Consider the following 14,836-nt stretch of genomic DNA (forward strand, 5'->3'; position numbering starts at 1 on the left):
GTCCGGTGGCAGGCGCGGGCGAGAGCCCCGGAGACGGCGCCGCCGCGACGTCCTCGGGCGTGTTCGGGCGTTGCGGCGGTGCCGTCTCCGGGTCCCTCGGCCGCTACTGCCGCCCGACGGACTTCCGGGAGACGGCCTAGTACCGGGTCGCGTACGTGAAGTACTCCAGCTCGGTGCCGAGCTCCTTCATGTCCCGCACGTCCGACCGCTTGATCGCCGGGTAGAGCACCGACCGCGCCGGCCCCAGCACGGACATCAGGTGCTCGTCCCGCTCGAGCGCGTCCACGGCCTCCTCCAGCGACCGCGGCAGCGGCTCGATCCCCAGCTCCCGCAACCGCTTCTCCGACACCGTGTTCGGGTCCTCGGTCAGCGGCGCGCCGGGGTCGAGCTCGCGGCGGACGCCGTCAAGTCCGGCGTGGATCAGCGCGCCGAGCGCCAGGTACGGGTTCGCCGTCGAGTCCGACGCCTTGAACTCGATGTTGACCGACTCGGACTCCCTGCCGCGCAACATCGACGGGATGCGGACGGCCGCCTCGCGGTTGTCCGGTCCCCACCCGGCGTACGCGCCCGACCAGTGACCCGGTTGCAGCCGCTGGTAGCTGTTCACGCTGGCGCACGTCAGGGCGACGAGTGCCGGCATGTGCGCGAGGACGCCGGCGATGAAGTGGCGCGCCAGCACCGAGAGGCCGAACGGGTCCGCCGCGTCGTGGAACGCGTTCGTGCCGCCGCGCCACAACGACAGGTGCAGGTGGTTGCCGTTGCCGCGGAAACCGGGCTTCGGGCTCGGCGCGAACGTCGCCCAGATGCCCTGCTTCGCGGCGAGACCGCGGGCCATCGCGCGGTGCCACACGTAGTTGTCGGCCGCGCGCAACGCCGGGGCGTGGCGCAGCGTCAGCTCGTGTTGTCCCGCACCGAACTCCGGGTGGTAGATCTCCGTGTCGATGCCCTGCGCGCGCAGGGACCGGCTGAGCTCCACCGCGAACTCGTTGCCCGCGTCGAAACCGGTGTTGTCGAAGCACAGGCTGTCGTCGAGCAGCGTCAGGTCACCGGGCACCGGCTTGTCCTTGCACAGCGCGAACTCCGGCTCGAACGCGGCCACGACGTCGAGCTCGCCCGCCGCCTCGACCGCGCCGCGCAGGAACGACCGGGGGCAGGCGTCCCACGGCGTGCCGTCCAGCTCGACCAGGTCGCACAGCATCCCGGCCGCCGCGGGCAGGTGCGGCAGCACGACGAACGAGTCCGGGTCCGGCAGCAGCCGCACCTCGCCGACCGCGTTGAACCCCGGCACGGGCTGGCTGACGTCGAGCACGTTCGCCGCCTGCCGGGACCGGGCGAGGCCGATGCCGGACTCCATCCGGTCGGCCAGGAACGGTGCGGTGACGGCCTTCCCGCGCAGCACCGAGTTGTGGTCGACCCAGAGGAAGCGCGTGAACTCGACGTCCTCCGCCGCGACCCGTTCGAGCACCCTGTCCCGGCTCACCGGGTACCCGCCTCTCAGATCCACGTGACGCCGTCGGTCAGGTCGTCGTCGAAGAAGCCGAAGAAGAAGCCCATCGTCACCCGGTCCGCGCCGCCGACGCGGTTGATCGCGTGGAAGTACGTCGGGTTGAGCAGGTAGACGTCCCCCGCCTCGGGCTTGAACTCGTGCGCGTCGACCCCGGCGACGGCGGCCTCGTCGTAGCCGAGCCCGCCGGTGATCTTGTGCTGCTCGTCGGCGGCCTGCCACGGCTTGCGGTACGCCACGAGCTCGCCGCCCTCGGCGCACTCCTGGATGCACACGACGACGCTGAGCTGGTGCTTGAGCTTGGCGAGCAGCAGCCCCGTGTCCGCCGCGTCGCGCATGATGTTGTCGTTGTGCAGCGGGGTGTCCACGCCGTCCGCGTAGATGCGGACGTTGGACTCGGAGTAGCGCCGGCCGTCGGTCTCGACCGCCGTCTCGAAGCGGCGCATGCCGAAGAGGTCGCGCAGGCCGTTGCGCGTGCGCTCGGCGAGGTCGAAGCCGATCGAGGACGTCAGCTCCTTCGCCTCCTGCGCCTCGGTGAAGTAGGTGTCGGGGTCGCCGAGGTGCTTGGCGAGGTACGGGCCGATCGTGGTCAGCGTGCCGTTGACGTAGTGCTTGGTCACGGCGCGCCCGAACAGCGGGAGGATCCGCTCCTTGTTGGTGGCGAAGTCCTGCGCGGGCAACAGGTTCTTGACCACCAGGACGGCCAGGTCGCCGTCGATCAGCCGGCGCAGCGGCTCGGTGCCCAGGGACGTGCCGTCGGCCACGTGCACCAGGCGGTTCCAGTCATCGCTCATGATTGCGCTCCCAGGTCGTCGAACAGGATCTCCACCAGGCAGTCCGGTGCGAGCGGGGTCCAGCGGTGCTTCGGGGCGAGGTCCGCGACCACCTCGGAGGACACGATCCGCGTCCCCGGTTCCACCAGCTCGTGCATGGCGAAGAAGAGCGGGGTCGGGGTGTCCGGCGGGCTCCAGTGCACGAGGTAGGCCCGGTCGGGCCGGACCGCGATGGCGTTGCCGGAGGTGGCTTTCGCGCCGATGGACCGCAGGACGTCGAGCGCCTCCGCCTCGGCGAGCTTCAGCGTCCCCGGCGGCAGCAGGCAGTCGAAGTACTCCCGCGTGTCGAACTCCGAGCGCTCGAGGCCCAGGTGCCGGTGCGCGGCGGGCAGGTACCCGTTGTGCATGAAGTACCAGTCGTCGCCCGGCCTCGACAGCGGGTGGGTGAACTCCAGGCCGCGCTGGCTCGGCAGGGTGGCGTTGCGGACGTGGATCGCCAGGAAGTCCGCCGCCTCCAGGATCCCGGACTCGTGCGCGCTCTCGGCGAACGGCCGGGTGTCGCGGAACGTCGCGAGCTCACCGGAGGCGGTGCGCCACACGGCTCCCCAGCCGTGCGCGTGCGCCTTGGTCTTGTTGTCGTGGTCGGCGGTTTCGCCGCAGCTCATCGCGGCCGCCGCCGCGACGACCGCCTGCGGGTCGAACGCGCCGGTCGCCATGATCATGCGACACATGCGGTCTCCTCGGGGTGGATCGGGTGGTCAGAGCAGGCCGCGGATCGTGCCGCCGTCGACGCCCCAGATGCTGCCGGTGACGAACGACGCGGCGTCGGAGGCGAGGAACGCGATCACGTTCGCGACCTCCGCCGGCGTGCCCATGCGGCCGAGCGGCAGCTGGCGCTTGCTCATCTCGTGCTCGACGGCGGCTTTCGCGTCCTGGCCGTAGAAGTCGCCGAGCGTGTCGGCGAAACCACCGGGACGGGTCCACAGTGGAGTCCACACCGGACCGGGCGCCACGGCGTTGACGCGGACGTGCGGGCCCTCGGAGATCGCGAGGCTCTTCGTGAGGCTCAGCAGCGCGACCTTGGAGACCTGGTAGTCGGCGGGGCCTGCTTCCGGCTGCCGCGCGAGGTCGGACGCGTTGGTCACGATCGAACCGGAGCCGCGCGCCTTCATCCCGGGCAGCACCAGGCGGATCGCCCGCACCGCGCTCAGGAAGTTCAGCTCGAACGTCGCGAGCCAGTCGGCGTCGGACAGCTCGTCGAACGCGCGGGCGCGGCACTGGCCGACGTTGTTGACCAGCACGTCGACCGTGCCGTCGAACGCCTCCAGCACGCCGGCGACCGCCGACTCCACCCCGCTGCCCGTCGCCAGGTCCGCCGTCACCTCGGCGACCTCGGTGTCGAAGTCCTCGCGCAGCTGCTTCGCGACCCGGCTCAGCTGTTCGGTGTCGTGGTCGACGAGACCGAGCCGCGCCCCCTCCGCCGCGAACGCGTGCGCCGCTTCGGCACCGATGCCGCTCGCCGCGCCGGTGATCAGGACCACCCGGCCGTCCAGTCCGAGATTCACGAGACCGCTACCTCCGTCGAGACGAACACCGCCACTGGCAAACGAGACTGACACAGCGTTGCCAATTTTGGCAAGTAAGAAGGTGGCGGGAGAGTGTTGGCGCAGTTCGAGGTTCGGTGTCGCGCGCCCGCTCACCTTCGCGCGCGTGAGGCGCAAGGGTGTGCAAGAGGTGCTGGTGTGTGCACTTGTGTCAGCGACGCTGCAGCTTCCGGCATCGCGAGCAGCGCGTTGGTCGCAGTGGTTGTGCCAGCTAAGGCAAATTTCTGTCCAATGTTTGCCAAGTGAGATGGGGAGTTGTAGTCTCGGCCCGACGGCGCGGCACGGCCTGGGGGCAAACGTGACGCTGGAGCCCGATGCTCCGCGGCACCGCCCGGCCCGATGCGGCAACTGTTGTCGTCGATGCGCATGAGCGCCTGAAGTTCAACTGGTCGCCTGATTCCGGGGGATAGGTGTGGATCTGTTGGCAGGTATTTCGCGTGGCTTCGACCGAGAGGTGCGGTTCGGCGACGTCGCCTACGAGTTCTCGGTGCGCAGCGGTGCCGCCTCGTGGCGGGACCTGAAGCGCAGGCTGGCCCAGCTCGACGCAGACCGGTTCGTCATCGTGGCGGACTCGGGCCTGACCAGGGAGACCGTCGCCGAGGTGGAGTCGCACATCGCGGCCATCGCACCGTCGACGACCCTGACCGTGCACGCCGACGAGAAGCAGAAGACCCTGGCGGTGCTCGGAGATCTGGCCGAGCGGGCGATCCCGACCGGCATCACCCGCAGGTCCGTCGTGATCGCGCTCGGCGGCGGTCTGGTCGGCAACCTGGCGGGCCTGCTCGCGGCGCTGATCTTCCGCGGCATCCGCCTGGTGCACCTGCCGACGACGCTGCTCGGCATGTCGGACTCGGTGCTGTCGCTCAAGCAGGCCGTGAACTCGAGCCACGGCAAGAACCACCTCGGCACGTTCCACGAGCCCGTGCTCGTCTGGAACCACCTGGACTTCCTCGACACCCTGCCGAAGCCGGAGATCCGGTCGGCGCTGTGCGAGATGATCAAGAACGTCGTGGGCATCGTGCCGGAGCGCTACGACGAGGTGGCGAGCCTGCTGCGCGAGGACGCCCAGTACTCGACGGAGACGGTCACCCGGTTCATCGACCTGTGCGTGGACGCCAAGACCAAGGTCATGGTGAAGGACCCGTGGGAGAAGGGCGAGGCCCTGATCCTGGAGTACGGCCACACGATCGGGCACGCGGCCGAGCTGCTCACCGGCGGTGAGCTGCTGCACGGCTTCGCGGTCGGCCTCGGCATGCTGGCCGCGGCGCGCATCTCCCGCGAGCTCGGCCACCTGGACCGCGCCGATGAAGAGGCGCACCTGGAGCTGTTGCGCCGCAACGGTGCTCCCACCCGCCTGCCCGCCGACCTCGAGATCGAGGACGTCCTCGCGACGGTCCGCCTCGACAACAAGCGCGGCTACCTGCGGGACACCACCGGCAAGCGGGACCTGATCCTGCTGGAGGCCCTCGGCCGGCCGCTGCGCACCGGCAGCAAGCTGATCACGCAGGTCGACGAGGACGTCATCCGCCTCGGCATCAACTCGATCGCACTCGACGACGTGGAACTGGTGGTGGCCTGATGGCAACGATCGTGCGCGGGCAGCGGATGCCCTTCGGCCCCATCGTCAACGACGTCTCCGGTCCGGCGACCACCCACAAGCAGGTCGGTGGGGAGGGCGTCTGCCGCTGGAAGATGCTCATGAACGGCATGCACCTCGAAGGCGAGTGGAACTGCGTCGAGTACGTGGTGATCGAGCCCGGCGCCTCCGTGGGCGAGCACGTCCACATGCGCACCGAGGAGATCTACTACATCGTCTCCGGGCGCGCCGTCGTCACGATGAACGACGTGAAGCTGGACGCCCAGCCGGGCGACCTCATCACGACGCCCATCGGTGCCGCGCACTCCATCGCCAACGAGGGCACCGAGGACATGCACTTCTTCGTCATCGAGGTGTTCCCCGGCGAGGGCCCGGCCGCGGAGCCGGCCCAGGTGCACGTGCCCGACCTGCTCGGTGCCGTCGACGGACTGCGGCGGGCCGACGTGGACCTGGCCCCGCACTTCACCGGTGACTGGCGCCGGTTCAGCCTCGTCGAACTGCCCGGTGGCGGCTCGCTCGCCGAGACCACGTCGGCGGAGTCCACAGAGGTGCTGCACGTGCTGACCGGCTCCGCGGAGTTCGTTGTGGACGGTCGGACGTACACCGGTCAGGCGGGCCTGTCGGTGGCGGTGCCGCCGCAGATCCCGTGGTCGGTCGTGAACACCGACGGGACCGCGCCGCTCAGCCTGATCTCCACGCAGGTCGACGTGCGCTGAGCCCAGCCGAGGAATCCGGACCGACGGGGGAGAGGTAGACGACGTGGTTTCCGCGCTTGCTGTGCACCGGGGAACGCCCGTGCGCGAACGGCCCTGGCCGCTGTGGCCGGTGCCCGCCCCGGACGCGGGCGACATGCTCGGCAGGGTGCTGCACTCCGGCCGGTGGTCGATCAGCAGCCCGTACCGCGGCGCGGAGACGTTCGAGCAGCGGTTCGCCGCCGAGTTCGCCGCCTACAACGGCGTGCGGAGCTGCGTGCCCGCCGCGAGCGGCACCGCGAGCCTCGTGATGGCGCTGGAGGCCTGCGGGATCGGCGCCGGCGACGAGGTGATCGTCCCGGGGCTGTCCTGGGTGGCGTCCGCCTCGACCGTCGCCGGCGTCAACGCCATCCCCGTCCTCGTGGACGTGGACCCGCGCACGCTCTGCATGCACCCGGCCGCCGTCGAGGCGGCGATCACGCCCGACACCAGGGCGATCGTCGTGGTGCACCTCTACTCGGCCCTGGCCGACCTCGACGCGCTGGTCGCGATCGCGGACCGGCACGGCCTGGTCCTGATCGAGGACAGCGCCCAGGCGCACGGCGCCACCCACCGCGGTCGCAAGGCCGGCACGGTCGGGCAGGTGGGCACCTTCAGCATGCACCACACGAAGGTGCTCACCAGCGGTGAGGGCGGGGCGGCCATCACGGACGACCCGAGCGTGGCCCGGCGGATGGCGCACCTGCGCGCCGACGGCCGGACGGCGCCGGACACCCCGCCCACGCTCGGTCAGATGGAGCTCGTCGAGACCGGCGAGCTGATGGGCAGCAACCGCGCGCTCTCGGAGTTCCAGGCCGCGCTGCTGTCCGCCCAGCTGCGGCAGCTCGATGCGCAGAACGAGCACCGGGCGCGCACCGCGGCCTGGCTGCAGGACGAGCTCGCCGGGTTCGGCTACCGGCCGCAGGACACGTCCGCGGGCACCACGTCCCGCACGTACTTCGGCTTCGCCGTGGAGCTCCCGCCCGATGCGTTCGAGGGCGCGGACATCGGCCAGGTGGCGGCGGCGCTGGCGGCGGAGATCAACTTCCCGGTGCGGCCGATCTACCGGCCGCTCAACGCGAACCCCCTCTACGACCCGGCCGGCCGCAGCCGGTTCGCGATCAGCGAGGAACACCTGAAGCGCCTCGACCACGAGCGGTTCGACCTGCCCGTGGCCGACCGGGTGGCCCGGCGGTTCGTCACGTTCCACCACTCGGCGCTGCTGGGCGACGAGCAGGACGTGGCGGACATCGCGGCGGGCTTCCGCAAGGTGCTCGACCACAGCGCCTCCTTCACCCGATGAAGCAGGACTGCGAGGTCCGGCCGGACGCACCCGCGCGGGCGGGCCTGTGGCAGACGAGGGTCTTCGTCTTCCTCTGGTGCGCCATCGTGATCAGCTCGTCCGGCACGGTGCTGGCGCTGCTCGCACTGTCCATCGTGGCCTATGAGCGCACGGGCTCGAACCTCGTCGCCAGCGCGGTGTTCGCGTCGCAGTGGGTCGCGCCGGTGCTCGCCGCGCCGCTGCTCGCCCGGTTCTGCGCACGGGTGCCGTTCCGCTGGCTCCTGGTCACGGCGGAGAGCGTCTCCATCCCGCTGACGCTCGGCGTGGGCCTCGCGGTGCCGGCGGTTCCCGCGGTGGCCGGGGCGCTGCTGTTCGTCCGGGCTTTTCTCGACGCCCTCTCGAAGTCGGCGGTGTCGATCGCGTTGAAGCGTAGCCTGCCCGCGGACCTGGTCGCGGCCGGCGTCGCCCGCTGCGAGGGCGCGCGCCTCTACGGCGCCGCGCTCGGCGCGCTGCTGGGCACGCTGGTGCTGGGGACGTTCTCCCTGCGCCAGGTGATCCTGCTGGACGCGCTCAGCTTCGTGGTCTCGCTGTCGTGCGTGCTGCTGGCACGGCTGCCGCGCCGGGCCGTGGACGCCCGGTCGGCCGGCGAGCGCGGCAGCGCGCTGCTGATGCGGGGAGTGTCCGTGCTGCGCGCGGACCCGGCGCTGGGCAGGTTCTTCCTCCTGCTGCTGGCCACGACGATGCCGCAGGCGGTGCACAACATCGGCCGCACGGCCCTGTCCGTCGAGCACCTCGGCCTCGACGCGGCGGGGGTGAGCGCGCTGGCGATGACGACCACGCTGTCGCTCGCGGTCGGCGCGTTCCTCGCCGCCGTGCTACCGGGGGACTGGGTGCGCACCGCCTGGGGCGGAACGGTTCTGCTGCTCGCACCCGCGCTGTTCGCGGTCGTGTCGGCGGTGCTGCCCGACGTCGTGCCGAGTTTCCTGAGCTACGCGCTGTTCGTGGTCGTCTTCGAGGTCGGCTTCGTGTGGTTCGCGGCCGCGTTCGTCGCCGGCTGCCCGGTCGACGCCATCGAGGAGACGGCCGCGCTGCGCGGCGCCGTGCTGCCCGGCGTGCTGGTGGTCTTCGTGTGCCTCTTCGGCTTCGTCGCCGACGTCGGCGGCTTCCTCGCCGGCTGTCTGGCCTACCTGGCCCTCGCGGCCGTGCTCGTCCCGGTGCAGGCGCGGATGTCCGGATCGAAGGGAGTGGACCATGCCTCCGACCGTGTTCAGCGATGAGGTGGCCGTCGTCGTCGACGGCGTCTCGACCGGCGCGTTCCTGGCGCCCGCGTTCCTCGCGCACGGCATGCGGTGCGTGCACGTGACGACCCCCGGCGCGCTGGCCGGGCCGCTCGGCGCCACGCACTCGCCCGGCGCGTACCTGGACGACATCTCCTACGGCGGCGACCTCGACGCCCTGGTGCGGCTCCTGGCGCCGTACCGCGTGACGCACGTGCTGGCGGGCGTCGAGTCCGGAGTGGAGCTCGCGAGCGACCTCGCGGCCGCGCTGGACGTCGTGACCCGCAACGACGAGAAGTTCGGCCACGCCCGTCGCGACAAGGCGGCGATGCTGGACCGGCTCTCCGGTGCCGGACTCGAGGTGCGCGACCACCTGACCGCCCGCACGGAGGCGGAGGCCGTCGCCTGGAGCGAGACGCGCGACGAGTGGCCGGTGGTCGTCAAACCGACCGGCAGCGCGGGCACCGACGGCGTCCGCGTGTGCTTCGACGCCACCGAGGTGGCGAGCGCGGCGGCCGCGGTCCTCGGCACCCCCAACATCTTCGGCGGGACCAACGACGTCGTGCTGCTGGAGGCGTTCCTCGCCGGCCAGGAGTACATGGTCAACGCCGTCAGCGTCGACGGCCGGCACCGCGTCACCGAGGTCTGGCACACCGCCAAGCGCCTGCACGGCGGGGCGATGATCTACGACTTCCACGAGATCATCCCGCCGTCGTCCGAGATCTCCCAGCGCATCTCCGCCTACGTCCGCGAGGTCCTGGACGCGCTGGGCGTCCGCTGGGGACCGAGCCACACCGAGGTGATCGTGTCCGGCGACGGTGTGCAGGTGGTCGAGACGGCCGCCCGCACGCACGGCAGCATCGACCCGTCCGCCACGGTCCGGGTCTACGGCTCGAACCAGGTGCTCGACACGGTCCGGGCACTGACGAACCCGGACGCGTTCTGGACGTCGCCTCCCGCCGGACGCGACGACGACGTCTCGTGCTCGGTGCTGAGCTTCATCTGCCCCCGTGACGGGGTGGTCGTCGCGCAGCCCGACTGGGACCGCGTCCGCTCGTTGCGCACCTTCCACGCGATGCGCGTCCGGTGGTCGCCGACGCAGGAGCGGGTGCGCCGCACCACGGACATGTTCACCTCGGCCGGCGGCGTCTACCTGGTCGGCGACCGCGCCGACATGCGCCACGACCGCGAGCTCATCCGGCGGTGGGAGGCGGAGGACTTCTACGACGGCGTCGTCGTCGCGGAAGCCTGACGCCTCCGGTTCCGAAGAAAGCGTTCCACCACAAGAAGTTCTTCTCCAGGGGGAAAAGATCATGCTCAGCTTGAAGTCCATCGACAGGGTCCTCCTGTTCGCGATGGTCCTGTCTCTGCTCGCGACCGTGGTCGCGACATCCGACTGGCACAGCGCGGACACACTGCTGGGCCTCTCCGCTTCCGGGGGCGAGGGCACCAACTCGGACATCGACTGGCCCTGACCCGCCGCCACGCCGCCTTGGGGGTAGAACCGACATGACACTGGGGGCCGAGAAGTCCCAGCAGGCGCACCACGCTGACCTCGACTTCAGCAGGTTGTCGCCCGAGATCCGCCGCGAGTTGCGCAAACTCTGCAAGCTCGACAACCACCACGCGATCCTCGGCATCCTCTTCGACTACGCCGTCATCGCGTTCGCCGTGTACCTGAGCGCCGGGATCTCCTGGTGGTTCTACCCGATCTCGCTCGTCCTGATCGGGTCGACCCAGCGGGCGCTCGTCAACGTGCTGCACGAGGCGTCGCACAAGGTGCTGGCGCGCAACGGGGTGCTCAACGTCGTGCTCGGGACCGTGTTCTCCGGGCACCTCGTTTTCCACATGTACAACCCGTACCGCAGCTCGCACATCGGTTTCCACCACCGGTTCCTGGGTGACCCGGAGAAGGACCCCGACTACGGCTTCCACGTCGAGATCGGGATCTACGACCCGAAGATGTCCAACAGCGCGTTCTTCTTCCGCAACATCCTGTTCGCGGTGCTGGGACTGCGCACGTTCGAGTACCTGCGATACGTCGTCGAGGACCGCCTGCTGTTCCGCCAGGAGCAGGTCGCGGTGTCGATGCCGATCAGCCTCCGGGTCGAGCGCTGGGTGATGGCGGGCGTCTGGGTCGTGCTGCTCACCGCGCTCGCGCTCACCGGGTTCCTGCTGCAGTTCGTGCTGTTCTGGCTGGTGCCGCTGTTCACCACGGCGGTCGCCATCGGGTGGCTCTCCGAGCTCGCCGAGCACTACCCGCTGCCGGAGAGCGAGGACAAGCAGATCCTGATGACCCGCAACCGCCACGGGTGGGCGATCGAGCGGTTCCTCCTGGGTCGCCACAACGACAACTACCACCTGGTGCACCACCTCAACACCGGTGTGCCGTTCTGGAACATGAAGAAGGCCCACAAGGTCCTGCTCGGCGATCCCGCCTACGCGCGCTGGGACGGGCTGTGGGCGGGCATCCTCACCACCTCGCCGGGCAGGCGGGGCAAGGAGACGCTGATCAGCTACGCGGCCAAGTACCGCGACTGGCGGCGGGCGGGCGGGGATCCCGCGACGCTCGACCGCAGCTTCGCCGAGATGGCCGCGCTGTCCGGAAAGACCTCCTGATGCCGAGTCCCCGAGAAAGGTCACCACGATGACGAGTCCTGTCCAGTTCTCCGTGGCCCCCGGCGTGCTCGCGGACGGCGGCGCCGCCCTGAAGGCCCTGGCCGCCGACCCCTCGCTGCGCGCGGCGTTCCTGAGCTCTCCCGCGCTCGGCGAGATCTTCGCCGTGCCCGCCAGCCGGTTCATCGTCGCCGACGACCGGCCGACGCTGTGGCAGAAGCTGGAAGTGCTGTCCGCCAAGGGCTACCGGACCGGCGTCGAGCACGTCGGCGAGGAGGCCTTCGACCCCGCCGAGATCGAGGCGGTGGTGCAGGAGTACCTCGCCCTGGTGGAGGAGGCGCCGGCGAACGCCGCGGACCCGGTGCAGCTCGGGTTCGACCTGTCCAACGTCGGCCTGCTGCGGTCGCGGGAGCTGGCGGTCGAGAACACCGCTCGCATCCTGACCGCGGCGGCCGCCAAGGACATCACGGTCGTGATCAGCATGGAGCGCAGCGGGTTCGTCGACGACATCCTCGCCGCGTTCGACGAGCTGGCGCCCGCGCACACCAACGTCGGCCTGACGCTGCAGGCGCACCTCGACCGCACCAAGTCCGATGTGGACCGGGTCGCGGACCACGGCAGGAAGGTCCGGCTGGTCAAGGGCGTGTACCGGGAGGACCCCTCCATCGCCCTGCCGCGCGGCCCCGAGCTGACCCGCCGCTACGCCGACCTCGCGGCGAGCCTGCTCGACCGCGACGTCCCGCTGGCGTGCGGCACGCACGACGCCGCCACGCTCGACCTGCTGGACGAGTCCGGCCTCACCAGCCACCTGGTCGAGGTCGAGATGCTGCACGGCGTGCAGCCCGCGTTGCTGCGCTCCCGCCGGGAGGCGGGCGTCCCGTGCCGCCTGTCGACCGTCTACGGCCAGAACTGGTGGCTGCACTTCCTGCACCGCCTCGCCGAGCACCCGCCCACCGTCCTGACCGCGCTCGCGGACATGGCCGACCCGAGCCGCATCCGGTTCGGCGCCGAGTACTGAGCCCACCACAGATCGAGGAGGTCGGACACCACCATGTCCGAAGCGAAGCCCGCACCCGTCGCGGTGATCGTCGACGGCTACTCCACCGGGAACTTCCTGCCCGCCGCGTTCGGGCGTCTCGGTGTGCAGGTCGTGCACGTGCAGAGCACGCCCGCGCTGATGCCGTCGATGCTCGCCCCGGCACTGGACAACTACGCGGCCAACGTCGTCCACGAGGGTGACCTCGACGCCACTGTCGCACGGCTCAAGGAGTTCGAGCCGATCGCCGTGCTCGCCGGGCAGGAGCCGGGCGTGCCGCTCACCGACGCGCTGAGCGAACGGCTGGGCCTGCGCACCAACGGCACCGCGCTCTCCAGCGCGCGGCGCGACAAGTTCGACATGATCGAGGCGGTCCGCGCGGCCGGCCTGCGGTGCGCGGAGCAGCTGCAGAGCACCGAGGTCGGCGACATCGTCGCGTGGGCCGAGCAGCGCGCCCAGTACCCCGTGGTGGTCAAGCCGCTCAGCTCGGCGTCCACCGACAACGTCTACATCTGCCACGACGCGGACCAGGTGCGCACGGCCTCCGAGCGCGTGCTGGCGGCCGAGGACATCTTCGACCGCCGCAACACCGCGGTGCTGGTGCAGTCGTACCTGAAGGGCACCGAGTACATCGTCGACACGGTCAGCGTCGACGGGAAGCCGTACGTCGTCGGCGTGTGGGAGTACGAGAAGCGCGTCCTCGACTCCGGCAAGAACATCTACGACCGGGACGTGCTGCGCGATCCCGGTGAGCAGCCGGTGCCGCAGCTCGTCGAGTACGTCACGCGGGTGCTCGACGCGCTGGGTGTCCACAACGGACCGGCGCACGCCGAGGTCATGATGACCGCCGACGGCCCGGCGCTGGTCGAGGTCGGGGCTCGGCTCAACGGCAACATGAACCCCGACCTGCACAACCGGTGCGTGGGCGCGAACCAGAGCGACCTGATCGCGCTGGCGTACTCCCGGCCCGAGGAGTTCCTGGAGAATTACGCCGGGCGCGTGTACACCAAGCGCGCGGAAGCCGTGGTGCACAACACCTCCACCGAGCTGTCCGGTGTGGTGAAGTCGGTGAACCAGCCGGTGGTCGACAAGATCTCCGCGCTGGCGAGCGTGTTCCTGGTCAGCGTGAAACTGGCTCCCGGCAAGCAGCTGAAGCCGACGGTGGACCTCCTCACCAGTCCACTGAGGATCTTCATGGTCGCGGACACCAAGGCCGAGCTCGACGCGGACCACCGCGCCATCCAGGAGCTCAAGGACCAGGTCTACGAGATCTGATGGCCATCCACCTCAACACCGCCGGGGCGGGGCTGCCCGCCCCCGCGGTGCCGGGGACCGTCGCGCGGTTCGCCGCGCTGGAGGCCGAGCTCGGGCCGTACGAGGCCGAGGCCGTGCACGCCGACGACCTCGACCGGCGGGTGTACGACCTCCTCGCCCTGCTGGTCGGCGCGCGGCCGGACGAGATCGCCCTCTTCGGCAGCGCGACGGACGCGTGGTGCCGGATCGTGTGCGGGCTGACGCCGCCGCGGGGCAGCCGGATCTGGGTGACCCCGTACGAGTACGCGGGCAACCTGATCGCGCTGCAACGACTCGCGGCGCGCCACGAGTGCGTGGTCGAGGTCGTGCCGGCCTCGCCGTCCGGTGACCTCGACCTGGACTGGATGCGCCGGAACCTCGACGACCGGGTCGCCGTGGTCTCACTGGTGCACATGCCGTCGAGCGCGGGGGTGGTGCAGCCGGTCGAGGAGGTCGGCGCGCTGCTGGCCGGCTCGTCCGCGGTGTACGTGGTGGACGCGTGCCAGACGGTCGGGCAGCTGCCCGTGGACGTCCGGGCGATCGGGTGCCACGTGCTCACCGGGGCGGGGCGCAAGTTCCTGCGCGGCCCGCGCGGCACCGGGTTCGCCTTCGTCGCGCGGGAGCTGTGGGACCGCGTCGCACCACCGTTCCACGACGTGCACGTGGCGGAGGTGCGGTCGCTGCACCACTACGAGGTCACGGCGGACCGGGCGGCACGGTTCGAGACCGCGGAACGCAGCAGCGCCGCGGTGCTGGGACTGGTCGCCGCGCTGGAGCACAACGCGGTCACCCCCGCCGGAGCGGCGCCGGAGGTCTTCGCGGCGCTTGCCGACGCCGTGGCAACCACGCCGGGCACCCGTGTGCTGGCACCGGGCGCGCGGCGGGCCGGGATCGTGTCCTTCGTGCACGAGCGCTGCTCGCCGGAGCGCGTCCGGGACGTGCTGGCCGGGGAGGGCGTCACGGGCTGGGTCGGTTTCGGTGCCCACACGCCCCTCTACCTGGCCTCCTCCGGCATCGACAGGTTCGTGCGGCTGTCGGTGCACCACTACAACGACCTGGCGCAGGTCGACGTGCTGCGCGGCGCGCTGAGCCGGGCCGTCAACGGTTGACGTTGCCAGAAAAT

The 14,836-nt window shown here is 70.8% G+C and carries 14 protein-coding genes; 10 read left to right on the top strand and 4 right to left on the bottom strand.

Annotation, left to right across the window (positions count from 1 at the left end):
- Window positions 1-136: 136 nt before the first annotated feature.
- The 4 genes from ABZX02_RS41460 to ABZX02_RS41475 are packed head-to-tail and all read right to left on the bottom strand — an operon-like array spanning window position 137 to window position 3,842.
- Window positions 137-1,480, bottom strand: a complete 1,344-nt coding sequence (locus ABZX02_RS41460) for a glutamine synthetase family protein (protein WP_355307195.1) — start codon at window positions 1,478-1,480, stop codon at window positions 137-139.
- A gap of 14 nt (window positions 1,481-1,494) precedes the next feature.
- Window positions 1,495-2,298: a hypothetical protein gene (locus tag ABZX02_RS41465; RefSeq protein ID WP_355307196.1), complete on the bottom strand. Its 804-nt coding sequence runs from the start codon at window positions 2,296-2,298 to the stop codon at window positions 1,495-1,497.
- Entirely contained in the window at window positions 2,295-3,008 is a 714-nt protein-coding gene (locus ABZX02_RS41470) for a class II glutamine amidotransferase (RefSeq protein ID WP_355307198.1), read from the bottom strand. The genes ABZX02_RS41465 and ABZX02_RS41470 overlap by 4 nt, the downstream gene beginning before the upstream one ends.
- 27 nt (window positions 3,009-3,035) lie before the next feature.
- A complete protein-coding gene (locus tag ABZX02_RS41475; protein WP_355307200.1) occupies window positions 3,036-3,842 on the bottom strand; it encodes an SDR family oxidoreductase in 807 nt (268 codons plus the stop codon).
- Between the two features lie 460 nt (window positions 3,843-4,302).
- On the opposite strand from ABZX02_RS41475, the gene ABZX02_RS41480 reads away from it, so the two are divergent.
- The 10 genes from ABZX02_RS41480 (at window position 4,303) to ABZX02_RS41525 (ending at window position 14,822) form a co-directional block, all read left to right on the top strand.
- Complete coding sequence (locus ABZX02_RS41480; RefSeq protein ID WP_355307202.1) at window positions 4,303-5,460, top strand: 2-deoxy-scyllo-inosose synthase; 1,158 nt, start codon at window positions 4,303-4,305, stop codon at window positions 5,458-5,460.
- The gene (locus ABZX02_RS41485) at window positions 5,460-6,194 is read left to right on the top strand and encodes a cupin domain-containing protein (protein WP_355307204.1); all 735 of its coding nucleotides are present in this window, start codon (window positions 5,460-5,462) and stop codon (window positions 6,192-6,194) included. The genes ABZX02_RS41480 and ABZX02_RS41485 overlap by 1 nt, the downstream gene beginning before the upstream one ends.
- A gap of 79 nt (window positions 6,195-6,273) precedes the next feature.
- Window positions 6,274-7,512: a DegT/DnrJ/EryC1/StrS family aminotransferase gene (locus ABZX02_RS41490; RefSeq protein WP_355307206.1), complete on the top strand. Its 1,239-nt coding sequence runs from the start codon at window positions 6,274-6,276 to the stop codon at window positions 7,510-7,512.
- Window positions 7,509-8,768 (top strand): hypothetical protein, encoded by a 1,260-nt coding sequence (locus ABZX02_RS41495; protein WP_355307208.1) that lies wholly within the window; start codon window positions 7,509-7,511, stop codon window positions 8,766-8,768. Before ABZX02_RS41490 ends, ABZX02_RS41495 begins: the two co-directional genes overlap by 4 nt.
- Window positions 8,743-10,020: an ATP-grasp domain-containing protein gene (locus ABZX02_RS41500; protein WP_355307210.1), complete on the top strand. Its 1,278-nt coding sequence runs from the start codon at window positions 8,743-8,745 to the stop codon at window positions 10,018-10,020. Before ABZX02_RS41495 ends, ABZX02_RS41500 begins: the two co-directional genes overlap by 26 nt.
- Before the next feature lie 61 nt (window positions 10,021-10,081).
- Window positions 10,082-10,243 (top strand): hypothetical protein, encoded by a 162-nt coding sequence (locus ABZX02_RS41505; protein ID WP_355307212.1) that lies wholly within the window; start codon window positions 10,082-10,084, stop codon window positions 10,241-10,243.
- Window positions 10,244-10,277: 34 nt separating this feature from the next.
- Entirely contained in the window at window positions 10,278-11,387 is a 1,110-nt protein-coding gene (locus tag ABZX02_RS41510) for a fatty acid desaturase family protein (protein ID WP_355307213.1), read from the top strand.
- Between the two features lie 28 nt (window positions 11,388-11,415).
- Window positions 11,416-12,402 carry a proline dehydrogenase family protein gene (locus tag ABZX02_RS41515; protein WP_355307215.1) on the top strand — a complete coding sequence of 329 codons (987 nt, stop codon included), beginning with the start codon at window positions 11,416-11,418 and terminating at the stop codon, window positions 12,400-12,402.
- A 33-nt stretch (window positions 12,403-12,435) separates the two neighbouring features.
- Entirely contained in the window at window positions 12,436-13,695 is a 1,260-nt protein-coding gene (locus ABZX02_RS41520) for an ATP-grasp domain-containing protein (protein WP_355307217.1), read from the top strand.
- Window positions 13,695-14,822, top strand: coding sequence for an aminotransferase class V-fold PLP-dependent enzyme (locus ABZX02_RS41525; protein ID WP_355307219.1), 1,128 nt, complete (start codon window positions 13,695-13,697; stop codon window positions 14,820-14,822). The genes ABZX02_RS41520 and ABZX02_RS41525 overlap by 1 nt, the downstream gene beginning before the upstream one ends.
- Window positions 14,823-14,836: the final 14 nt, after the last annotated feature.

The organism is Lentzea sp. NPDC003310, from assembly GCF_040610935.1.
Lineage (GTDB): Bacteria > Actinomycetota > Actinomycetes > Mycobacteriales > Pseudonocardiaceae > Lentzea.

Bases quoted from the DNA above. Each gene is read 5' to 3' on its own strand.
- ABZX02_RS41465 (WP_355307196.1), bottom strand. From the start codon at position 2,298: ATGAGCGATGACTGGAACCGCCTGGTGCACGTGGCCGACGGCACGTCC.
- ABZX02_RS41470 (WP_355307198.1), bottom strand. From the start codon at position 3,008: ATGTGTCGCATGATCATGGCGACCGGCGCGTTCGACCCGCAGGCGGTC.
- ABZX02_RS41485 (WP_355307204.1), top strand. From the start codon at position 5,460: ATGGCAACGATCGTGCGCGGGCAGCGGATGCCCTTCGGCCCCATCGTC.
- ABZX02_RS41495 (WP_355307208.1), top strand. From the start codon at position 7,509: ATGAAGCAGGACTGCGAGGTCCGGCCGGACGCACCCGCGCGGGCGGGC.
- ABZX02_RS41500 (WP_355307210.1), top strand. From the start codon at position 8,743: ATGCCTCCGACCGTGTTCAGCGATGAGGTGGCCGTCGTCGTCGACGGC.
- ABZX02_RS41505 (WP_355307212.1), top strand. From the start codon at position 10,082: ATGCTCAGCTTGAAGTCCATCGACAGGGTCCTCCTGTTCGCGATGGTC.
- ABZX02_RS41510 (WP_355307213.1), top strand. From the start codon at position 10,278: ATGACACTGGGGGCCGAGAAGTCCCAGCAGGCGCACCACGCTGACCTC.
- ABZX02_RS41515 (WP_355307215.1), top strand. From the start codon at position 11,416: ATGACGAGTCCTGTCCAGTTCTCCGTGGCCCCCGGCGTGCTCGCGGAC.
- ABZX02_RS41520 (WP_355307217.1), top strand. From the start codon at position 12,436: ATGTCCGAAGCGAAGCCCGCACCCGTCGCGGTGATCGTCGACGGCTAC.
- ABZX02_RS41525 (WP_355307219.1), top strand. From the start codon at position 13,695: ATGGCCATCCACCTCAACACCGCCGGGGCGGGGCTGCCCGCCCCCGCG.